Source organism: Listeria rocourtiae FSL F6-920, assembly GCF_000525975.1.
Classification (GTDB): Bacteria; Bacillota; Bacilli; order Lactobacillales; family Listeriaceae; genus Listeria_A; species Listeria_A rocourtiae.
In genome coordinates, this window is the sequence record NZ_AODK01000021.1 from 20664 (window position 1) to 44221 (window position 23558).

17 protein-coding genes and 1 pseudogene are annotated in these 23558 nt (G+C 37.9%); 8 read left to right on the top strand and 10 right to left on the bottom strand.

Annotation, left to right across the window (positions count from 1 at the left end; genetic code table 11):
• Positions 1 to 43 precede the first annotated feature (43 nt).
• The 4 genes from guaB to PROCOU_RS07870 form a co-directional block, all read right to left on the bottom strand.
• Complete coding sequence (guaB, locus tag PROCOU_RS07855) at positions 44 to 1510, bottom strand: IMP dehydrogenase (protein WP_036071209.1); 1467 nt, start codon at positions 1508 to 1510, stop codon at positions 44 to 46.
• A gap of 232 nt (positions 1511 to 1742) precedes the next feature.
• A complete protein-coding gene (abc-f, locus tag PROCOU_RS07860) occupies positions 1743 to 3419 on the bottom strand; it encodes a ribosomal protection-like ABC-F family protein (protein WP_077913380.1) in 1677 nt (558 codons plus the stop codon).
• Positions 3420 to 3886: 467 nt separating this feature from the next.
• Positions 3887 to 5668: an EndoS/ChiA family endoglycosidase gene (locus tag PROCOU_RS07865; protein ID WP_077913375.1), complete on the bottom strand. Its 1782-nt coding sequence runs from the start codon at positions 5666 to 5668 to the stop codon at positions 3887 to 3889.
• A gap of 245 nt (positions 5669 to 5913) precedes the next feature.
• Positions 5914 to 6786 (bottom strand): AraC family transcriptional regulator, encoded by an 873-nt coding sequence (locus PROCOU_RS07870; protein WP_036071211.1) that lies wholly within the window; start codon positions 6784 to 6786, stop codon positions 5914 to 5916.
• A gap of 221 nt (positions 6787 to 7007) precedes the next feature.
• Here PROCOU_RS07870 and PROCOU_RS07875 point away from each other — a divergent pair, with 221 nt between their 5' ends.
• Positions 7008 to 8174 (top strand): hypothetical protein, encoded by a 1167-nt coding sequence (locus tag PROCOU_RS07875; RefSeq protein WP_036071213.1) that lies wholly within the window; start codon positions 7008 to 7010, stop codon positions 8172 to 8174.
• 381 nt (positions 8175 to 8555) lie between these two features.
• On the opposite strand, the gene PROCOU_RS07880 is transcribed toward PROCOU_RS07875, so the two are convergent.
• A complete protein-coding gene (locus tag PROCOU_RS07880) occupies positions 8556 to 9404 on the bottom strand; it encodes a leucine-rich repeat domain-containing protein (RefSeq protein ID WP_036071215.1) in 849 nt (282 codons plus the stop codon).
• Between the two features lie 371 nt (positions 9405 to 9775).
• Between PROCOU_RS07880 and PROCOU_RS07885 the strand changes: the two genes are divergently transcribed.
• Together PROCOU_RS07885 and PROCOU_RS07890 are read left to right on the top strand one after the other, a co-directional pair.
• Complete coding sequence (locus PROCOU_RS07885) at positions 9776 to 10255, top strand: ETX/MTX2 family pore-forming toxin (protein WP_036071217.1); 480 nt, start codon at positions 9776 to 9778, stop codon at positions 10253 to 10255.
• Entirely contained in the window at positions 10221 to 10742 is a 522-nt protein-coding gene (locus tag PROCOU_RS07890; protein ID WP_036071220.1) for an ETX/MTX2 family pore-forming toxin, read from the top strand. The genes PROCOU_RS07885 and PROCOU_RS07890 overlap by 35 nt, the downstream gene beginning before the upstream one ends.
• 91 nt (positions 10743 to 10833) lie before the next feature.
• Here the strand turns inward: PROCOU_RS07890 and PROCOU_RS07895 are convergent, their stop codons facing one another.
• A complete protein-coding gene (locus PROCOU_RS07895; protein WP_149023637.1) occupies positions 10834 to 13740 on the bottom strand; it encodes a MucBP domain-containing protein in 2907 nt (968 codons plus the stop codon).
• 640 nt (positions 13741 to 14380) lie between these two features.
• Here PROCOU_RS07895 and PROCOU_RS16535 point away from each other — a divergent pair.
• Positions 14381 to 14881, top strand: coding sequence for a helix-turn-helix domain-containing protein (locus PROCOU_RS16535; protein WP_159101199.1), 501 nt, complete (start codon positions 14381 to 14383; stop codon positions 14879 to 14881).
• 365 nt (positions 14882 to 15246) lie between these two features.
• Entirely contained in the window at positions 15247 to 15537 is a 291-nt protein-coding gene (locus tag PROCOU_RS16545) for a hypothetical protein (RefSeq protein WP_051994288.1), read from the top strand.
• Between the two features lie 647 nt (positions 15538 to 16184).
• Here the strand turns inward: PROCOU_RS16545 and PROCOU_RS17740 are convergent.
• The 4 genes from PROCOU_RS17740 to PROCOU_RS07925 all read right to left on the bottom strand — a co-directional run bounded on the left by PROCOU_RS17740 (position 16185) and on the right by PROCOU_RS07925 (position 18784).
• Complete coding sequence (locus PROCOU_RS17740) at positions 16185 to 16361, bottom strand: hypothetical protein (RefSeq protein ID WP_159101200.1); 177 nt, start codon at positions 16359 to 16361, stop codon at positions 16185 to 16187.
• On the bottom strand, positions 16361 to 17023 hold the full coding sequence (locus tag PROCOU_RS07910; RefSeq protein WP_036071228.1) for a hypothetical protein: 663 nt from the start codon (positions 17021 to 17023) through the stop codon (positions 16361 to 16363). The genes PROCOU_RS17740 and PROCOU_RS07910 overlap by 1 nt, the downstream gene beginning before the upstream one ends.
• A 640-nt stretch (positions 17024 to 17663) precedes the next feature.
• Positions 17664 to 18458, bottom strand: a complete 795-nt coding sequence (locus PROCOU_RS16550; RefSeq protein WP_051994289.1) for an SMI1/KNR4 family protein — start codon at positions 18456 to 18458, stop codon at positions 17664 to 17666.
• Between the two features lie 98 nt (positions 18459 to 18556).
• Positions 18557 to 18784: a hypothetical protein gene (locus PROCOU_RS07925; protein ID WP_036071232.1), complete on the bottom strand. Its 228-nt coding sequence runs from the start codon at positions 18782 to 18784 to the stop codon at positions 18557 to 18559.
• A gap of 924 nt (positions 18785 to 19708) precedes the next feature.
• On the opposite strand from PROCOU_RS07925, the gene PROCOU_RS07930 reads away from it, so the two are divergent.
• The 3 genes and pseudogenes from PROCOU_RS07930 to PROCOU_RS07940 all read left to right on the top strand — a co-directional run bounded on the left by PROCOU_RS07930 (position 19709) and on the right by PROCOU_RS07940 (position 23532).
• Positions 19709 to 21154 (top strand): glycoside hydrolase family 1 protein, encoded by a 1446-nt coding sequence (locus PROCOU_RS07930; protein ID WP_036071235.1) that lies wholly within the window; start codon positions 19709 to 19711, stop codon positions 21152 to 21154.
• A 112-nt stretch (positions 21155 to 21266) separates the two neighbouring features.
• Positions 21267 to 22628: a PTS sugar transporter subunit IIC gene (locus PROCOU_RS07935; protein WP_036071238.1), complete on the top strand. Its 1362-nt coding sequence runs from the start codon at positions 21267 to 21269 to the stop codon at positions 22626 to 22628.
• 57 nt (positions 22629 to 22685) lie between these two features.
• Positions 22686 to 23532 (top strand): annotated as a pseudogene (locus PROCOU_RS07940) (ROK family protein).
• Positions 23533 to 23558: the final 26 nt, after the last annotated feature.

The following is a 23558-nucleotide window of genomic DNA, read 5'->3' on the forward strand; positions in this document are numbered from 1 at the left end:
TAAGTTTAGTCATTTCGAAACTAAGCTTAGCATATTTTTAATTTTAGGAAATGCTGTAGTTTGGTGCTTCTTTTGTAATTTGGATATCGTGTGGATGCGACTCACGCAAGCCAGCACCTGTCATCCGAATGAATTGCGACTCTTCACGTAGGTGACGCAAATCAGGCGAACCGCAATACCCCATTCCAGAGCGAATGCCGCCGATTAGTTGAAACAGCACATCCGCAAGAGAACCCTTATAAGGCACGCGACCTTCGATACCTTCTGGGACTAACTTCTTCGCATCCGCTTGGAAATAACGATCCTTAGAGCCTTTCTCCATAGCAGCTAGGCTACCCATTCCACGATACGTTTTAAAACGACGACCTTGGAAAATTTCTGTTTCGCCAGGACTTTCATCTGTTCCAGCAAACATACTGCCAATCATCACCGCATGTCCACCAGAAGCAAGAGCCTTCACGATATCTCCAGAATACTTAATCCCGCCATCCGCGATAATCGTTTTGCCGTACTCACGCGCAACCGTTGCACAATCATAAATCGCCGTAATTTGAGGCACCCCAACACCTGCAACCACACGCGTTGTACAAATCGAACCTGGCCCGATACCTACTTTCACGATGTCCACCCCAACGTCAAAAAGTTCACGCGTTGCTTCTGCCGTAGCCACGTTACCAGCAACAATGTTCACATCTGGGAATGCCGTGCGAATTTCAGCAATTTTGTTTAAAACGCCCTGCGAATGACCATGCGCCGTATCAATAATAATCGCATCCGCACCAGCATTTACTAATTTCTCTGCACGACTCAGCGTATCATGCGTCACACCCACTGCTGCTGCAACGAGCAATCGGCCATGAGAATCCTTCGCCGAATTCGGGAACTCAATCACTTTTTCAATATCTTTTATCGTAATAAGACCTTTCAAAACACCATTATCATCCACGAGTGGAAGTTTCTCAATACGGTGCTTCTGTAGGATATTCTCAGCTTGCTTCAACGTTGTGCCAACTGGTGCAGTAACTAGGTTTTCCTTCGTCATCACATCAGAAATCACAATCGAATAGTCTGTAATGAAACGCAAATCACGGTTGGTCAAAATCCCAACAAGAATGCGATCTTCTTCATTATTAACAATCGGCACACCTGAAATACGATATTTTCCCATCAAATGCTCCGCGTCAAATACTTTATGATCTGGCGTCAAGTAGAATGGGTCAATAATAACACCACTCTCCGAACGTTTCACCTTCTCGATTTCACCAGCTTGCTCGTCGGCTGTCATGTTCTTATGAATAACACCGATGCCCCCTTGACGCGCAATTGCAATCGCCATTTTGGCCTCCGTAATCGTATCCATCCCCGCACTGAAAACCGGTACATTGAGCTTAAGTGTTGGCGTCATCTCCACTTTCAAATCCACTTCATTCGGCAGTACATCCGATTTCGCCGGTACCAATAATACATCATCAAAAGTAAGACCTTCTTTTGCAAACTTAGTCTCCCACATGGGTCGCAACACTCCTTCAAATTTGGTTGACGTCACTGCTTCGAAATTACAAGCCACTCTTATTAGTAGAAAAAATCACTCGTAACTTCGCTTCGTTTCCGCCGATAGATTTTGCTAATTAGATAAATGCTACAAGAAATCAGGCCATATGTCAAGAGGCTGATAATTATCAGTTTTTTCTGAACTAGTTTGACTTTCAGACTATCCACGAACTATTTTGATATGAAAGGAGTTATAGCTGTTTTTCACATTCACCAAACATAGGTATATAGACCCTACGTTTCACGCGAAACAACTGCTTTTTCTTTTTTTTGGCTGCATATGAATAATTTCCATTATATGAAAAAATCTGTCCTTGTTCTAACCAAACTGTCTTATCGAAAATCTGATCCATAAAAAAACGGTCATGTGAGATTGCAACAATCGTCCCTTCAAAATTTCGTAGCGCCTCCTCTAACACTTCCCGAGATGCAATATCCAGATGATTCGTTGGCTCATCTAAAAGTAGCGTATTAACTGGCTGGTTTATAAACTGCGCTAAACAAAGTCGCATTCGTTCGCCACCACTCAAGTTCGCGACTTTTCGAAACACCATTTCACCGTAAAACAAGAACGTTGCTAACATATGTCTCGCGTCACCCTCCACTACCGCGACTTTATCGCGAAATGCCTCAATGACCGTCTGATTCTCATCACCGACATCCATCTGTTGCGATAAATAAGCAATATCTACACTAGGTCCCACGTGAACCATCCCGATATCAGGTTGCAAATTCCCAAGAATCAGCTGCAAAAGAGTTGACTTACCAGCACCATTCTCGCCGACAATTGCAATCCGCTCCTTCTGTCGCACGTGCCAGTTTAGGTCGTCAAACAAAACTCGCGTCCCAAATTCCAAACAAACCTGATCAAAAACCACGACATCCTCCCCGCTGCGCTTCGACTCCTCAAATTTCAGCTGCATATTCTTTTGCTCCAAAGCGGGTTTCTTCAAGACCTCTATCCGATTCAGCGCCTTCTCCATACTTTTCGCCCGCCGGAACAAAGCGTCATTTGGTGGATTTGCCTCCATCGCCCATTGCCGCAAACGCTTGATTGCCTGCTTCATCTTTTTAATTTTCTTCTGCTGATCCTTATAATCCCTGAATTCTTTAAGCAACCGGTCCTCACGCTCTACCAAATACCCTGAAAAATTCGTGTGATACGTAATCAATTCTTTATTTTCAAGCTCGACAATCTTGCGTACGACCTCATCCAAGAAGTATCTATCATGCGAAACAACCAATACTGTTCCTCGATAAGCCTTCAAAAACTGCGTCAACCACTCAACAGCCTGCAAATCCAAGTGATTCGTTGGCTCGTCAAGCAATAGTAAATCAGGTTCTTCCAACAACATCCGGGCTAGCGACACCTTCGTCTGTTCTCCACCGCTCAAATTCCCCCACAATTGATTCGCCAAATGAGGAATACCCAGTCCATGCAAAATTTTGTCCATATTAGTGTCCAAGTTGTAACCACCAAGCTCGATAAAGTGCGACTGCTTCTCCCCATATTTTTGTAGCAGTCCCTCACTTGTGTCCTCCATCATGCGACTTTCCATTGCTTCTAACTCGATTCGTAAAGCTACTATATGTTCAAATGCCGTACTCAAAAAATCACGAACAACCATTGTTTCTAAAACACTTGGCATCTGGTCTAACAACCCTATTGTTGCACCCTTTTGAACCGATACTAAACCATCATCAGGCATCTCTAACCGTGCAATAATTTTTAAAATCGTACTCTTCCCTTCACCGTTTCGACCAATGAGCCCTATTCTTTCTCCTTGCTCTATTTGCAAATTAATTTTTTCCAGAATCAAATCACCAGTAAAACGTTTCGTTACATTATTTAAAGCTACTACTGTCATCATTCCTACTCCTCTTCATCATTCGAGAAGCATTTCATCCATTCACCTAAAAACCACTAGCTCTTTAGATTTAAACTAGTTTTCCTAGCATTTTTGTTGTTTCACGTGAAACAATCTATTTTAACATACAACAAAAAAGCCCAAGAAGAAATCCTTAAGAAACCATATAAAATGGTCAATAGTTAGAGACGCACTGCATCGCACTCTAAACTTAGGATTAGTCCTAGGACTTTTATTTTAATCTAGGAATCCATGCTTCTCTTATTTTTCCGATATTCAGTTACGCAAATTGGGCAGATTTGTCCCCTGTAACTGAAAAAATGGAAAAAATGGCACGGATGATACTACATAAATTGGCAACTAACTTCAAACGTGCTATCGAGAATTTCATGGATTCCTCACCTCTTTTCGGTTCTAAAATATGCTTTCAGAATACTAGGTTTGGCCGGAATTGTCAAACCTTATTCTTACGCCTTTACTTTTTTTCGGTACAGAATAACGCTGGATGTCAACATTGCTAACAATCCAATGGCGATTAACCAATTACCAGATGTATCTCCAGTTTCAGGTAGCTCGCCAACTTTCTCTGGACTTTTTACAGCTTTGACTGCATTTTCCACCTTCACATCTTTTCCGACGTCCACAGTCGGTGCTGGAGCTTTGGCCGCCTCGGCTTTACTGTAAATATAGATTACTTCTTGTGCCATCTCCGAGAATGTACCACTGCTCTCGCCTTTCACTTCTTGTAGTGTATAGTCTGGGATATCTTTCTTGGCAGTTTCGTAACTGTCACCGAACTTCCCAATTAATTGGGCATTTTCAGCAAGCTTCTGACCATTTGTATCTTGATAAATTGCCGTCACTGGCTGAGGAATCGCATCAATACGGTTTACAAGCTTAGCCACAGCGGTATCCACTTCGCTCGTTGCATATTTTTTCCCGCCAAGTAGGCTCACTAACTCGTCTTTTGCTACTCTCAATGCTTCAATACTTGTCGAATTACCCACCACTTTACTCAAAATCATCGTGGCCTGATCGATAGCCGCAAATGCAGGTGCAAGATCAATACTCATCAACTCTTTCTCCAAAAGGGGATCGTAAGTAGGGCTAATCGCCGTTTCAAAATTTGCTCCTAAAATCACGGCATTCACCTCATAAAGATTGCTCGCCGTTTCAATCAAGTTTTCAAGTTCAGCTACCTTTTCAGGAGTCAGCGCTTTACTATGCTTAATACGTTGTAAATGATGCTTGGCGAAACCTTTCACGCTGTCCACAGAATAACCATTTACCTCTAAGATTGCTGTTTTCGTCCACAACAGATTCGAAGGTGTAACACTACTTATATCAGGCTCATTATACGTTTTTCCATCCCGATCAAAGGCGTAAAGAAACATACCTGACAAATTATTTTCCCGCACATATTTAGCCAACTGATATATATTTGATTCCTCATATGGGAGTTTCGTGTCATACCATCGATTCCGGTCCTGCTCCTCTGGGAACGTGAGCCCTGGCAAGAATTTATCCTTCGCAATATACGGAGCATAGGCATTCGATGACATTTCCGTGCGATTCGTACCACTGCCATACTGCTGATACGCCAACACATCAAAACTATCACTCACATTTTTGAATGGAGCCATCGTTTCTGCGTTTGTGTCATATAAAAATAGCGTACCATTATTCGCTTTCGGACCAATATATTTCGACAGCGCCTTAATCACACCATCTGAAATTTTTACATCATCTGCACTTGGATGTGTTTCCATGTCAATGTCCAAACCATCCAATCCCCACGGCGTCATCAATTCTTCTAATAAAGCTTTCGCATAAGCATCAAATTCCTGCTCCGTTGGGAATGCGCCTGCATAAGGAATCGCTAGCAGTTTAGAATAATCAAAGCCACGAATCAGCTTGACTCCGCGCGCATGTAATTCTGGGCCGTATTCCGTTTTTAACTTATCAAAAAATGGTTTTGCAAGTTCCTCCTGACCCGGTGGTACATAGCTAAAAACGTTAACAATATTAATCCCATATGGAATATCGCTCATGCTAATCCAGTTTTCATCTGGCAAACTAGTGTTGACTCCCTTCATTTCAACATCACGCCAAGCTCGGTAATAAACCAAGAAATTTTTATTCGTCATTTGTTCCTCTGCCATAACTTTATGAGATGGCATTGAAAAAGCTGGGATTAGACTAAGACATAAAACAAAAACAAGTGAAAAAATAAGACCTTTTTTACGCATGAAAAAACCCCTTTTCATTTTTGAAAATATTATTTCTAATCTATCCAAGGCATTCTGAACAGGATTGAAAAAAGCGCTTTCAAAACTATCTTATCATAGATAAAATTGTATTATATAGATAAATTAAAGGTATTAGTGTACAAATTATTGTTTAGATAACATGATCAAGTTCCTAACTAGCCCTTATGAACGTAAAAATCGCACATGTCTAGGAAACAACACTAGACTTGTGCGATTTAAAGGTATTACTTTCTAATAACAGGTATCCATATTTCACTTTTATAATCAGGTTTGCTCGTATCTGGGCTTTCATTCCATAGTATCTCAGGTCCAGGAACAACTTCGTAACCTGATGTTGGTAGCCACTCAGAATAAATTCTTGCCCAAACATCCTGTAGAGCTTGAGGAAATTCACCGCATACTGTAAACACTGCCCAGTTTGAAGGGAGTACATTTAAAGTTTCCCATCTAGCCGGTATATTATCTACTGTTGTAGCAACACCGATATATTGATCCAACTCGGCACCTTCTTGTCGACCCTCTCCAAAATTCGTTGAAGCGCAAATAATACCCGATGGTTGGATGTTTGATAATTTTTTAAGTGCCACAAAATCTTCTGGCTTTAAGCGTGCCCACATGTCATCCATTTGTGGATTCACACCTTCATAAACCAACTTTATACGCTTGCTAATTCCTACAATTTTAAATGCTTCCTTTGTTTCAATCCGATAATCCATAAGATTTCCTCCTTGTACTTTTAACTGGAAGGTCATAGGAAGAAACGCTTTTAACTGTACCGTATCTTTTCTAGCCTGAGTAGGAGTTACATGGTGCAATGACTGGAATGCTCTTGTAAAAGCATCAGGTGATTCATAACCAAAGCGTATCGCAATATCAATAATCTTTTCATCGCTATCTCTGAGTAATATAGCTGCAACTGCCAATTTTCTGAGCCGAATATACTCACTAAGCGGCATTCCCGCAAGGTAAGAAAAAACACGCCTGAAATGATATTCTGAACAGCAGGCTATTTTTGATAACTCTAAGTAATCTAGCTCATCCATCAAGTGCGCTTCAATATACTGCATCGCGAGATTCATTTGTTTGATTGTATCCATATCTATGACCTCCTTTCAAGAAAATTTTATCAAAACTACAATGAGTTCACCCGTCATTATCGTTGCAGATACTAACGATGTTCCTATGCTGTGTCATTATGAAAAGTCTCCATCACAAATATCCAAAATCCAGAAAAAGAAGTGATAGACTGCATAACTAATACTAGACTAATATGTAATGTATGCCGTACCCGAAGAATAATAAAAAAAGAGGTTATAAAATGAAAAAAATTGTATCCACACTATTAACTGCAATCATGTTATGTTTTACATTTAGCCAAACTGTCTCTGCCGTTGAAATAGTTGAACGCCCAGGAAGACCCGATCCTAATAATTCTTGGGCCACTTATCTCGGTATCCCTAAACAAGATGAAGTAAAGGCAGCCATCCAAAAAGCGCTAGCTCAATCCATCCAGCGACAATTATCCAATGTCACTTTACCAGCTGAGGTTGGTAGCGAAGTCAGTGTACCTTTGAAGCTTGATACCATTTATGAATATTTTAGATTTGACAAAGAAAAATTGGTTCAACGAAATTCGTACTTCTGGTATATTCGCAACAATAATCATCGTGTGGTATTGGATGAGGTCAGTCTTAAGGATTTTGCTATATCCCATGATGGCGGTTCTGAAATTGAAGTGACGATAACAAGCAACAAACTGTCTTCAAAAGAAAACACTACACTAACAATTAAAAGGTTACAACCTTCAAAACGAACAGAATACCAACTAATCATTGCCAATGCCCTTTTTGAAAGTGATGGCTATTTTAATGGTCCATGGGGTTGGTGGGATGGCACTTACGGTTATCGCATTTTAGAGCCTGGACATTGGGATACTATTCCTACCACCGATCATGGAGGGCTAGAAGAATTTGACGATGCAACACCAATATACCACTATAGAACAACGCCTAATGGACCCACAGATGATATTCAGATGACCCTGACTGCCGAACTCAAGGAAGAAGGAAAACTAGAGCTCACCGTTCCGGAAAAACTCATATTTAACGATATTGCTATATCAGATCGAGAACAAATCATTCAACGGAACATCCGCGAAAACCTTGGTTTAATTGTAACAGATGGACGCGATATAGATAACCAAGACGATTGGTACCTTACTGCACAAGTTCAAAACCAAGATAATAGCTTAGCCCCTTATTTAATCTATCGCGAACCTGGACAAAGTGACCAATATTTAATGGACAATGCTCGAATATATGCACATACGAAACAAGAAAATACCCAAAGCCCTTTAGAAGTTAATATTTCTGATACATGGTCAGACGAAAGTGGACTCTTATTGAAAATTCCCGTTAGAAACAGCTTGAGATCTAATCAAACATATCAGACAACGATTACTTGGAACCTTGTTAAAGCTCCCTAGATAAACAAATCTAACTGAACAAGCACGTCCACAAAAGGTTTGTAGAGCCTAGGACAAACTTTCATGTCAGCTTCCACTGACATCAATCCATAATGAAAAAACTCATCAACTTGCAACTGTTTTTCTATCATAATAAAGATAGAGGAGTACGTTGTAGGTCGATGAGTTTTTGAGGTTCTTCAAAACCTCGAGGGATAAACTGAACCTTCATGCTCATTTGTACTATTAACTAAGCTTTCAAACATGCGTGTAAAACGCGTTTGGGACAAAGCTCCAGACTAGATAAAAATCGAACGAAAGCGTTTGTATTCAAGGGGTTTGGAAGGATTACATGCTCGCTTTGCTCTCATGCATATTGGGACTGTAACTCACTTCTTGTACTTAGAACTCATATGGAAACATATTTACTTTATCAAGGTTTGTTATCGTTATGGAAAAGCCTGTCGCGATTTTTGTTTGACCTGAGGCGGATTGCATCGTTAACGTGTGAATATTTTCAGGTATATTATCAACTCTAAATTGACCTGCAGAACTATTTTGCCAGTTAAAAGTATAGCCAGCACCGTTAATGAGGACACTTGGAGCTGCATGAGAATTAATTAGAAAATTAAGGCGTCCATTTTTATCCCTTACAATGTTTTTTGCGGTAAGTACATGATCGTTGAAGTTCCATGAAAGGTCTATTAATTTGCGGTCAGCTTCCTTTGTTGCATCCAGTACACGACCTATCCCTTGGTTATGGGCGTTGATTCTTTTTATGGCTCCTGGCCCAGAAAGAGCTGTACCAGCCATATCACCCAGTGGCTTGTGATTCAGAATACGGTTGTTGCTAATGTCCAAGTATTCTAACTTTCGTAGCGAAGTCAGTGGCATCATACCATCTGTGTCAATATGATTGTTATCAACATTGAGTTTCTTGAGATTAACAGCGAATTCAAGCCCTTTTAAATTGGAAATTTTCGCATTCATAGCTGTTAAATCTACTAATTGTCTCAATTCCTCTGTTGTTATGGGTACGTCAATATTTGAATTACCATTTAAATTAAGTGCAATGGCTTCAGCTAGGCTTTTGTCTGGGAAAAAATCACTAATCTTTTTTTCTGCTTCCTTAGGACTTTGTAAACTCTGCGATGCCATTGCTCTTAATTCACCCATTTTATAGCCAGGCGATGTTAGAGTCAGTGCTACTATGGTTAATAATAAAATTCCCGAACATTGAAACATTTTCATTTTTTTCTCCTTCTTTCTTGTTTATTAATATTAATTTTTGGCGAATTAAAAAATTAGGAAGAGACACAGCTTAAATCGATGTTAATTTATGATCTAACTAAAATTTTTAATAGTCCTAATAAATTTAATATTACAAAATTGTAAGTTTATTATCCTATAATGTCACCTTAATGACTTGAATAAATGTTTTTTTTTAGGTAAAATAAGGTTTGTATTAACTTTTAAAAGGGGGGACGCGTTTGCTAGTGAATGATACGGGAATTTTCTAAAGCTACGAATCCAAAGCGCCATGGTGGTAGAGAAAAGTAGGTGTTCCAATCACGGTAACCTGCTAAAAACAAATAAGAGAGATGGGAAGGAAGATGAAGCATATGAAGAAAATCAAGTATAAAGTGAGTTTATTTCTATTGATTACCACAATAAGCGCAGGTTCATTCTCACTCACTCCTCCTGTAGAAGCAAGTGCACAAAGCATGTTTAATATTAAAGAAATTCCAATTATCACAAATGTCAGTGATGCACTAAATCAAGTAGGTTATTCATATTATCAAGCTAATTTAGCCGGCACTAAGCAAAGCGGAATGTATACTCTCAGTAGAGCACCCAAAAATGTAAGTACCAACATGGATTTAGATATTGACTCTGACAGTGTGCATTATGATTTAAGAGCAAATGATGTGGCTCCAGAATATGTTGGAGAAAATGTATTTCACAATGACTCACCTATGGAACAAACTTATTCCACAACAACCTATTCTAAGGCAATAACTGAAACAACGAGTACTACTACAACAAAAGGCTTTACAGTTGGCGGTGATGGAAAAAAAATTCTCAATACCACTAGTTTTTAGTGAAGGCTTAAATGCAATGGCTCAATTTAACTCTTCTAAATCGGAAGCAACCACTAACTCGGTAGCCAGAACGCTCACAGTTCCACCGCAACAAGTTAAAGTACCGGCGCATAAAACCTATGTTGCTGTTGTTAATCTAGAAAGAAAAGTTTTTCGAGGTTCTCTCTCTTATAAAGCGATAGGAACAAATCTTAGAACAAATATTACAGCTACAGGCATGTGGGTATCTTGGTATGGTAATCCTAGCACAAGAACTTTTAATTTCAATAATAGAACAGGTGATTTATGGAATAAAATATCTTTCTCCGAGCAAAATAAAGTTCGAGGAATTACAATGAATTCAGGATCCAACTCAATAAAAATTGATGGCCAAGCTAATGTAGAAAGCGTCGTAGGTAGTAAATTGACTGTTCGTATTTATGATAAAGATACCCAGAAATTGATGAAAACCATGGAGTTACCGGTTATATCACGCGATAAAAGATAATATTCAATCACATTATTTTTTAGTCAAGTTTTAAAAGCGCGTAAAAAGCTTTCAATTAAGCTTTTTACGCGTTATTCTTTCTAGCAATTTACTATAATCTATTGAACTTGCGAATATACAAAGAAATCAAACTCATAATCATCAATAATGCTCCAAATCCTGTAGTCACTGAATTCGTGTCGTCTCCTGCTTTTGGGAGCTTAACCTTTTTTACTTTTACTGGATTATCTTGGGCTTGCCTTTCTAATAACTTTTCATCAGCAAACGCTATTGGATAGCTGCTTTTCTTATTTACAGGGATTAATTCTAAAGCCTGGCTTTTTTGAAATTTTATTGGATTATTTGGGGCATTTTCAACATTGGTACTACTATTCTCATTTCCGTTACTTCCTTCATAAGGTGTGGAGGGGTCTTTAATAATAGCTTTTGTTTTATCTTTCTTATAATGGTACGTAACTTGTTGTGCTTGGTCGGTATATGTTCCGGTAATGCTGTTTCCCTCTTGTATCTGGCCATTTAAATCTCCTACTTGAAGTGTATACCCTGGTATATTTTTTGCACTACTCTTAAAAGAATCCCCAAAAATGGCGTCTTCACCTAATATTTCTTCTTGACTTATCATTTCTTGGGAATCGTCGTCAATATATTGCACAGATACCGGTGCAGCTTTCTTCCAATCATATCTATAGATAACAGTTTGTTCATTCGTATCGTCGAATTGGCCGACTCCTTCAGAAACTTGGATACCATTTAGCGTAATCTCTTTCAAGTTATACCCTGTAAATGATTTTATATTTGTTTCAAAAGCATCGCCCCATTTTGTTTCATCTCCACCTAACTCTTCTTTCGCTAGCGCTTTACCATCCATATCTTGATAGATAACATGTACTGGTTTAGCTTTGGTTTTAGTGTAGGAGTAATAAACTTTGATTATTTGATTAGGCAGAGGATATGTTCCTTTAGCATTGTTAGGCGTGTCTACTAATTCATAACGATTAATTTTTTTAGGTTCAAAATCATAGTCTTGTCCCACTCCGCCACTTTTAATGTCCACAGAGCTTATTTCCTCTTTTGTATCCTTGTCGATATAGTGGAGTTCGACTGTACCACCAACATCAGGTTCATATAGGTATTTTACTTCGCTACTCGTATCGCCAAAAGTTCCCGATATATTATCTGGTATATTCACCAAATGATAACCCTTTATGAATTGAGGGATTGTTGCATAGTGCTCATCGTACCTCCCCGTTAAGATTTCTGCTGGCGCAATTTCTTTTTGGCTATTTTTGTCTATAAAGCGAACGTTCACTTGACCTGGGGCATTATCTTTTTCTAAGGAGTAAATCAGTTCACTTGAATAGTCAATGTCTTTGCTATCGGAAAACCTCCCACTTTGCTCGCCTTGAATATCTTTAAGCGTAAAGTGACTCCCTTTTAGTTTCGTCAAAATAGCTTGAACCGCTTTGTTTTTTTCCGATGCGTCAAATAGCTCATCATGCTTTCCGTACATTAAGTAGCTTTCATGTATGATTCTACCCTTATCGTCTTGGAAACGCGCAATGACAGGTTTACCATCATTCTTCTCATAAACAAATGTGATTTCTTGTTGTTTATCTGTTATTTGACCACTAATTGCATCTTTTTTTTGTCGATAATGTTGTATATTAATGGCCATCTCTTTAAAACTGGAACCATAGTCTAATCCGGTTAACTTCTTATCTTCATGAATTGTTTTGCCTTCTTCATCAACGTAATGAATAACTACTGGAGCGCCTTTCGAAACTTTATAATGATAAACAATTTCTTGGTTGTTATCAGTCAAATATCCTTCCTTCTTCTCACTACTATCTACAAGTGTATAAAAAGGAATTTCTTCTCTAGGAGTAACAGTGTACTTATCCCCCCATTTTCCAGATATGATTTTATTATCGACTCCTGGGATAGGAGTTCCGTTTTGATCTACGTATTTTACAGTCAATGGCTTTGCCTGCTTTAGTTTGTAATTAAATGATTTTTGTTGCGGTTTCTCATCTAGTTTTAGTTCCATCTCATCTTTGCCATCTATTGTCTCATAATGTGTAATCGTTTTTGCCTTCGCCGTTATCGTCTCACCATATTTACCCTTTAGAATATCCGGCGCGGGAGTTCCAAAAGCTTCTCGTTGCTTGTCATTTAAAGAGGATTCTGTGTTAACATGATTTATTGTTGCATTTCCGCCTGGCTCTCTTTCAAATCGATACTCTGCATTAGCCTCCTCATTTCGATAGCTTCCTGTTGTATTTTTTTCGCTAACATATTGGTAGTGTTGATTTTTGATATATTCTTTTTTCGCTATGTAGTCTTTCTGCACATCTTGAGTATAAGAATTACCAATTTTACCTTTCAATATACTTTCATTCATTATCGTTTTGCCTGTATCCACATCGACATAGGAAACCTTAACTGCTCCTTCTTCGTTATCTTTTGTGACATGCACTCTGATAGATATTGGTGTGTCTAATACATCTTGAGAATATAAGGTTTGCTCGGAGCTTCCCCAAAAAACTTCTCGTTCCAGTGTGTGGAATACTGTATAGACGCTACGAACCTCAAGCAAAAAGCTGGTATCGATTTTTTTATTCGTTTTAGCAGTAATCGATATAGAGCTTGGGTCTGTGTTAGTAGTTCCATTACCCGGACGTTTGTAGTCAATCGACAACAGGCTATTATCAACTCCTACTGTGGAATAGATAGGATTCATACTAATCACATAAGCTTCTTTTTTCCAAGTAGGTCCTCCTTCGCTATACTTTGTTGATTCGCCTGTCTTATAAGAAAATTTATTAGTTAATGGTGTGTCGACTGTATTAATTCTCTGTTCAGCATTATTTTGAAAAATTTGCTTCAAATTTTTCGTTAATTCTGCTTTTGATTCATTTTTCGCTGCCTCGATTCTCTGCTCTATAGCGGCATAGGCTATTTTGGGATCTAGAACAAATGTGAAGAATGGGAGAATCAAAATCACGACAACAAAAATTTTTTAGAAACTGCTTCATCTCAAACCTCCAATTATTTTTTATATCTAGTTTATAATTTAATGTAAAATTAGGAATAATAACACTATTTCTAGTTTCACTGCCATATTATATTATTACCATCAATAAGAGCGACACAAGGTAAGTTGCCCCAGACAGATATACTTAATAATATTTTAAATCCAGTGATTATTTTCTTATTCCACTCTATTATGTTAACATTAGTACATAAATTTTTGTATGTACAATTTGTATTTAGCGCTAGATATTAATTGTGAATAACAACGAAGGAGGTATTAATTTGATTCCAAGCTATTTGCAAAAAGAACTAAATATTTTATTCTTTATAATTAAAAAAAAAGGATACATCACTAAGAGAAATTTCTTCATATTTAGGTATCTCTATCCAGACCGTAAAATCAAATATACTTAGAATTAATCAATCTTTTGAGCAGTATCTGGATATCAAAGATTTTATTACATCAGATAATACTGGGACTATTCGTGTAAATCAGCAATATGAGAAAAAAAGCCGTAGAATGTTCTTATATTTTGAAACTAAAACTGCTAAAACTGGTCGCCGTGTTCAATTATACTGTTTTACTTACAACCAGACCTGCAATCATGAAGCAAGAAGTGCTCGATGCATTATTTATTTCAGAGAGCTATCTCACCAAATTAACATACAAATTAAACACATTTTTGAAACCATATCATATTAAAGTAAAACTCTCCGACAACCGCATTTCCCTTGAAGGTAATGAAATATTTATCAGGCTTTTTTCCTACATATTTTTACAAGACTCATTTCAAGATTTGGAATGGCCTTTCTCCACCATAAGTATAGATGAAATGAAATCCACTCTTCCTCAAGAAGCGCTACCAACACCTCATAATAAATCGAATACGAAAGAAAGATCTTTGTATATTCTCTATGCAGTTCTGTATACTAGAGTAGAAGGACACAACTTTATTAAAGAACTCAACTCTCCTGAGACGCTATCATTCTTTGACCTTTTCCAAGATAACGTTGATATTGCGCTAATTTTTCATGAAAATAGATTTTGTAACCTAAGTGAAATTAACAAAAAAAACGAAATAATGGTTTTCAATTTTTTTTTCTAGACTGTTTCTTTCAGATACGATCCAAAGAGAGCAAGAAATCCAACTAGGAGAAATTTTTTCAATTCAAAAGCATCCTTACTGCACACTTTCAAAAGAAATTTATACTCGCTTTTCTAGGTTAACTTCCTTGGCTTTACCAAAAAAGAAAGAGTATATTTATATCTACTATTTATCGCTTATACTTTCTTTATGTCATTTAATCGGTGATGCCTTCCATAGCTTTGTTGAACTATACATCCCGAAGCTCACCGTTTATTTGCCAAAGAATGATAGTTTAGCTGATGCGATAAAAGAACAACTTGCTCCCATCATTGAAGATGAGATTCATTTGGAAATGATATGTAATTTTCTGCATTCGTTATTTAATGCCGAAAAAAAAACCTAAAATCTATATTTATTTACAGATGACCAAAGATTTTACAGCTATGTATGTTATTGAAAATCGCTTATATGCGCTATACAATAATAACAATATTTCGATTACTAGTGATTATTCAAAAGCAGATATTGTAGTAACCGATACACTTGAAAAAGCAAAGCCAAATAAGCAAGTATTTTACTTGGATTCTACCAGAAACATGGAAAGGTGGGCCGAACTAACTACTGTTATACAAAACAAATTCCGCAAGAAAATAAACATGGAAAATGGCTGGTGATTGATCCATGTTTAGCAAATATACAAAACAAATGAAGAGGACTAGCAGGTAAGCCCATGTATAATAATGGCTTTACTTGCTAGTCTGTATAAAAATGAATATACTTCTCACCTACTCACACTATATACGCACAAGTCACGAGAAAAAATAAACAGCTTTTCCACTTTCAAAATTCACCAGTATGAGGCATGTGCTCGCTATAAATGCATAAAGAAAATCATTTTGAAACGCCTTATCATCCTGTTAGTGTATCCCTATATTAAACAACGAATCCGAAGATATCACTGCATGACTGTTTTATAAAACGAACTTTACTGAAATTTAAAGCTCACATAAAAACGCGTCAAGATTTATTCTAAAACAATATTCATTATGTCACTTTTTCATGGTATTCAGCTTTCATCTACCTTTATTCTGCTTATCAATTTTTCTATTTTGCCATCTCATCCACGCAGTAATTGGAGCGCATACACAAAATAACAATATTTGTATTACATTTGTAGCCGTCTCGCCTATGAATGGACTGATTCGTGATGTTACTATGATGCCTAAAAAGAAAATTAAAGAATAGATAAAAAAATCATATTTTTTACGTGGTTTCGTCATAGTATCTCCTTTCATTTCAACTTGTAGTTATGTTTATTAAACTATTTACTCTTTTTAGCACGTATCAATTGAAAAAATAACCAAAATGATCCAGATGCAGCAATCACGCTACCCGATATTGATATGTAATTATTTTTCGTTAAAGCGCCTGCTACCTGAACAATACAACCAGCAACCAACATAATAGTAAATATAACCAATATTTTATTCTGTTCCATTATAAATTCCCTTTCTGTGCTAAATTAACAGCTACCTCACATACAGCCCTTCCACCGCGCAGATGCTTTCCAAAAATTTTTTTCGATCGTTCATCCTCTGCCAAACACGAGATATATAAATCCGTTATAAATAAAATCAGCTTTAAATCGCAAAGGTAGATCGTGACCTCTGTTTTGTCTCGTAAAGCTTTTTTCAAGAGCATTAATAAATCGATTTGCTTTTCTTTGCTTCTTCCTTTACGACCTAGATTGTTTAAAACTATCTTTGCTAAGCTACTCTTATGTTTCGCTAAATATACATTTCCCATCTCCCCTGTTGGAATCTTAACAACATTGGCTCCATGATTTCGCTCTAAATCTTCACTTTCAATATATAAATCATGACTATAGCCCATTATCTTAAGTACCACTTTTAAAAATCGCATTTCATACTTCCTATGCTCTCTTATATGATTGCTGCTACCATCCCTATAATAAATATTAAAATAGCTGTCATAAATATACGTATTCATCATCGGCTTTGGCAGGAAATCTATATCAAATGTTAATTCTGTATTTTCTTCAAAAACCTCCAATAAAGCCATCTCATCGTCTGTACCTATTCTATCAATACCTTTAACATTGTCAAATTTCTTAAAAATTTCTTTTTTTAAATCGAACACTTTTACCCCTCTTAACTTAGTTAAAATTTTCAGCTACATAGTCCAGCCATGTATACCGAGAAGTATACGATTTTTCAAATGCTTGGTTTTGGAACACTTGACCTGCTGTTCTTCTTATTTTTTTTATATAATTCATGTCTTTCTCCCACTCTGACCCAAGTTATGCATATTTCCCAAATCTCATGCTACACTTAGTCTATCTATAATCCTACAACAGGCGCTCTATTAAATGTGGATTTTTAGCACGTATATATGAAATTTATGTATAAACATAACATTATTCATACGGGACTACCTTTATTTTTATACTGACTCCATCCACTCCCAAATATACATACTATACATGACTAATGGGATGCTAAAAAACATTATTATATTCGCTACCACTAGAACCCTTGATTTAATTGCCATGGCAAAACAAAAGCCTAGCACAGATAATGGAATACTTATAATAAATAGCAATAGTAATAATGATGTTGTTGATACCAAATCTTGAAAAACCGTATTGGGTAAATAAGAAAATATACTTAAAAATACACAACTTGCTGACATTATCTTCAATGTCTTTTTACTTCTCTTATTCATCATTACACCCCTATTACACTCATTTCTCGTAAAATTGCATGGCCCCGCCACTTAACTACCCCTTATCAGCTAGATATTCTTCTATCATTTCTTTGTACATTTTAAAATCTAAATCCTCTTCTTTGCTTAATAAGGATAGGCAGAGATCTATCAATGATTGGTTTGTTATTGTCTCATTTTCTATCTCTGATCTCATTGCGTTCGCAACTGTAAGCTTCTGATGTTCTGTTCCTTCATCGAAAACTTTAGCGAAGGCCTTATATAATAAGTTGTCCTCTTTTACCATAGAAAAATCTTGAATCCACGTGTAGACACCATCAGCTACTTCATTAATATTTGTTGAGCTAGCCCATGCTCTTATTTCTTCATGAGTGGGAATATAAATATCATTAGATTCTTCATCATCGTCTTCCACAATAAACATTAAGTCCATCAAGCTATCAAAGTCATCACAAATTTTGTGCATATCACCGTGTTCTGTATCTATATATGTAATTTCAGGTGATGACGAATCCTTTCCATAATCCAATGCGATAAAAGAATGCCCATCTCCAGCGATTAGAATGATATTATCTTTCGTAATTTCCCACTCTTCTTTAAGATATTCTGTGTCCATGATACCCCTACCTGGCTCAATTCCGTATAACGAGTCAAGTAAGATAAAGCCTTCACCATCATCATTAACAAAATCAACATGAACGGCATTCGTTTTTAGGTAACCACCATTTTGTTTTTTTAATACCTCAAGATAGCTTTTAGGTAAGGTAACACCAAATGTTTCTTCTGCTAATTCGATATTTTTTTGCGTCAATCGAGCTGGCTTGTCACTATCTTTTTCCCAAATACTCATATTCTTCACTACCTTCTTGGTTTATTTTGTACACTAAATAGACTTACTGCTTTTGACTCTATGTGTCTACTCTAGCATTGTCCTCCAATCAATAACAGCTACTCTGCATCATTAACTATATCAATTAAATCTTCTATTTCTAAACCATATTTATTTGGTTCATCATCATCCAAACCATAATTTGTAAAAACCGTAAGAAGAATATCTAAAATTTTCTCGATGCTTTCAGGTTTAAGGTTGTCTACGCCATTCATCTCTATCTCATTGATATATTTTGGGTACCCTTTGAGCAACTCATACAATAGATCTCTTTGCTTTAACTTCATTATTCCTACCTCACTCTCTTAATCCTAGTATCCCTTTTTCGGCGAGCCATAGAAAGAGCACCACTCTTCTAGCACGTCCTTTCTTCGCTATTTAGAATTATTGCTTGATTGACATTTATATACTTAGATAGAAAAAGCTATATATAAAGAAGGTCATATATGTCGCTAGCGTTATAAGATAAATAATGATAGCAACCACATTATAAAAAAGAGATGTGCTTTTTTACCTTTTTCATATATATAAATAATAGCAGCGTAATTAAAAACACCACCATCATTACACTAAAGAAAAAATAATAAATTATTATCCATGCTATCTCCTCTCAATCAAACTAACCGAGCCCTTCTAAAAAAACACTATGTGAGAAATAGTAGACTTCCCACAACATAAATACCTGTGAACATGGATATGCCTTGAAATATTGTGGTCATTCTTAAATTTAATTAGAAATGGTGTCAGTACAAAAATTAAAAATACTACTAAGTTTATACCAAAATCTAAAACAATATTCATTCCTATCCTCCCTAAGACTTTTCTATTCCTTTAGTTTCCATTTCACACAATCCTATAACTTCTCAATTTTTACTAACACTACATATCCCCCAGTATATCAAAAGCTACCTTAATTAAATAATATATTTCAAAATAGGCTTTTATACTTGCAATAAGGTCGGGACTTCTTATTTACGCTCCTCGTTCAGTTGCTAATTTTCCTGGTTCTGCGCAAGAGCCTTTATGGATTACATGCCCACTCCGCAGAAACACTGCGTTTCACTAACGAAACATATTCCAACTCACTGAAACATCAACCCAATTCATCGAATCGTATTTACATCTCAACCGAAAACGTTTACATTTAATCTATACGGAAAGCCCACAAAACTGCTTTCTAATCAAGCTCGATAATTTTTCGGAGGTGCATTATGCAACATAAAACGTTAAAACCATTCCCAAAGGATTTTCTTTGGGGCTCAGCATCCGCGGCTTATCAAGTCGAGGGTGCTTGGGATAAAGAGGGGAAAGGGCCATCTGTCTGGGATGAGTTTGTTCGCATTCCTGGTAAAACTTTTAAAGGAACGAATGGCGATGTAGCAGTCGATCATTATCATCGCTTCAAAGAAGATGTGGCGCTGATGGCTGAGCAAGGCTTGAAGGCTTACCGGTTTTCGATTGCGTGGAGTCGAGTTTTTCCAAAAGGACATGGTGAAGTGAATGAAGCTGGTCTCGCGTTTTATGACGCTCTTGTTGATGAACTTGTAGCGAATAACATTACGCCAATTATCACGCTTTATCATTGGGATATCCCGCAGGCTATTCAAGATGAGTATGGTGGCTGGGAATCGCGTCGTATTATCAAAGATTTCACCGATTACGCGGAGGTTTGTTTCAAGCGCTACGGCGATCGTGTCAAATACTGGGTAACACTCAACGAACAGAATGTTTTTATCTCGCATGGCTACAAATTAGCGCTACATCCGCCTGGCTTAACCGATGACAAACGGATGTTCCAAGCGAATCATATCGCCAACCTTTCCAATGCCTCTGCAATCGCAAAATTCCGTGAGCTAGGTATGGATGGCAAAATCGGCCCGAGTTTTGCATATGGACCAAGTTATGCGATTGATGGCAAGCCTGAAAATGCGCTAGCAGCTGATAACAGCGAGGAATTCAATGCACATCTTTGGATGGACGTCTACACTTGGGGCGAATATCCAATCGCAGTTTGGAATTGGCTTGAGGAAAATGGCATTGCACCAAACCTAGAGCCAGGCGACACCGAACTTCTTAAAAAAGGAAAACCTGATTTCATGGGCGTCAATTATTATCGCACAATGACGAATGCGGCAAACCCGCTAGATGGCGTTGGTGTCGGTAAAATGAACACGACTGGTGAAAAAGGTTCCACACAAGAAAGTGGACTTCCGGGCGTTTATCGCCATGTGAATAATCCTTATTTGGAGAAAACGAACTGGGATTGGGATATTGATCCCACAGGTCTGCGCGTTGGCCTTCGCCGTATCGCAAGTCGTTACCGTTTACCGATACTTATTACGGAGAACGGGCTCGGCGAATATGATACATTAGAAGAAGGAAACGAAATCCATGATGAGTACCGCATCGACTACATTCGCGCTCATTCTATTGCGATCCAAGAAGCAATTACCGATGGTGTGGAAATGCTTGGTTACTGCACATGGTCGTTCACTGATTTACTAAGCTGGCTCAATGGCTATCAAAAACGTTACGGTTTTGTGTACGTAGATCGTGATGAAAATGATGAAAAAGAGTTGGCACGTTACAAAAAAGATAGTTTCTATTGGTATAAGAAAACCATTGAAGAAAATGGGGCAAATTTAATCAAAGAGTAAAGTAAGGAAATTAAGTTTGCGAGACGTACCCCAAATACGTTTCGCGAGCTTGGTTTATTATAATTAAAAGAAAGCGTTAACAAGCGCTTTTTCAAAAATGGGGGTACTTATTATGAGTTTAATGACAAAGTTTGAACACGGAATGGAGAAAGCACTAGTACCGGTTGCCAACAAATTGAATTCTCAGCGACACATTGCTGCTATTCGTGATGCATTTATTTTAGTTTTTCCTTTAATCATGGCAGGGTCGATTATTCTTTTAATCAACTTCGCAGTGCTTAGTCCAGATGGTTTTATCGCTAAAATCCTATTCTTAGGTAAAATTTTCCCGAACCTCGCGGAAGCTCAAGCAATTTTTGCACCAGTTTTGCAAGGTTCCACCAATATTATGGCCATACTTATCACCTTTTTAGTAGCGCGGAATCTCGCTATCTTTTTCCAGCAAGATGACCTTTTATGCGGTTTGACGGCGATTGGTTCGTTTTTCATTATCTACACACCGTATCTTGTTGTCGATAACCAAGCTTACATGACTACAAAATTCCTAGGAGCGCAAGGTCTGTTTGTAGCGCTAATCGTTGGTATTATTACTGGGGAAGTTTTCAGCCGTCTTGCACGTGCACCGAAACTGACTATCAAAATGCCAGCTCAAGTGCCTCCAGCGGTTTCTCGTTCTTTTAAAGTTCTAATTCCAGTTATTATCGTGATGATTTTGTTCTCTGTTTTGAACTACTTAATCACACTAATCGCTCCAGAAGGTCTGCATGATCTTGTTTACAAGGTTATTCAATCGCCACTTAAAGATATGGGTACGAACATTTTTTCTGTCCTGTTACTTGGTATTATCTCTAACTTACTGTGGGTTCTCGGGATTCATGGTCCGAATACAATTGCAGCGATTCGCGATACCATTTTCACAGAGCCTAATTTGGCAAACCTAAACTATGTAGCAGAGCACGGTTCAGCATGGGGCGCGCCTTATCCAACAACTTGGGCGGGTTTAAATGATGCTTTTGCAAACTATGGCGGCTCTGGAATGACGCTCGGCCTTCTAATCGCGATTTTCTTCGCCTCTAAACGTGCCGATCACCGTGATATCGCGAAACTATCGATTGCGCCAGGCTTATTTAACATTAATGAACCCGTGATTTTCGGTCTTCCAATCGTGCTGAATCCAATTATGGTGATTCCATTCATCTTTGTTCCAGCAATCAACACGTTAATTGGTTACTTCTTTATTCACTTCAAAATCATTCCACCAATCGCATATCAAGTACCTTGGACAACACCAGGTCCACTGATTCCGTTCCTTGGTACTGGTGGAAACTGGATAGCACTACTTGTCGGACTACTCTGTTTGGCCGTCGCAACCATCTGTTACCTTCCATTCGTACTCGTATCCAATAAAGTAGCGGCCAGTGACGCACAAATGGACGCGAACGCGACAGAATCAGCAGTAGCAACTGAAAAATAGGAGTTGAAAAATTTGAAAACCATTGCAGCTTTTGATATCGGCGGAACAACCTTGAAAATGGGGCTTGTTTCGAGTGAAGGCAATATTATTCAGCACGAAAAAATAACAATCCCTAATTTTGACGGTGAACTGATATTAGCAGGGATTTCAGAGTATACAAAAAAAACACGATGTAGCAGGCGTTGCAATCAGCGCGCCTGGCTATATCAATCCAAAAACTGGTTTTATCACGATGGGTGGAGCGATTCGAGCTTTCGATAACTTTCCCCTTCGCGAATACTTAGAAGAAAAAACAGGTCTTCCTGTAACCGTTGAAAACGATGCTAATTGTGTCGCCCTATGCGAAAAATGGGTTGGTGGGGCGCAGGATTTAGAGAATTTTCTATGTATGACAATCGGAACAGGCATCGGTGGCGGTATTTTTATTGATGGCAAATTGTACAGTGGTTCTAGGTTTCGCGCTGGCGAGTTTGGCTACCTATTTAGCGATCGACCTGGCAGCTACGAACCTGGAAGATACACTATGAATCAAACAACAACCATGCTCGTTTTACGTCGCCAATATGCAGCGCACAAGGGCAAAAACCTAAACGAAGTCACTGGTGAAGAAATTTTTGCAGCTTATGACAGCCATGATCCTATCGCTAAAAAACTGATTCACGATTTCTACAACGGTCTTTGCGCTGGCTTATACAATTTGATTTACTGTTTCGACCCAAGCCATATTTTCATTGGTGGCGGCATTACAGATAGATCAACGTTCCTTGCCGAGCTCAAACACCACATGGCCTTCTTCGGTTTACGTGACACTGAGCTCGAAATCGTAACAAACAAAAACCAAGCCGGCTTACTTGGGGCAGTATATCATCATTTGTCAAGAGTGCAACGAGTATGTAATCCTTAATTAAAAATAGTAGGTAAAGCCATGGC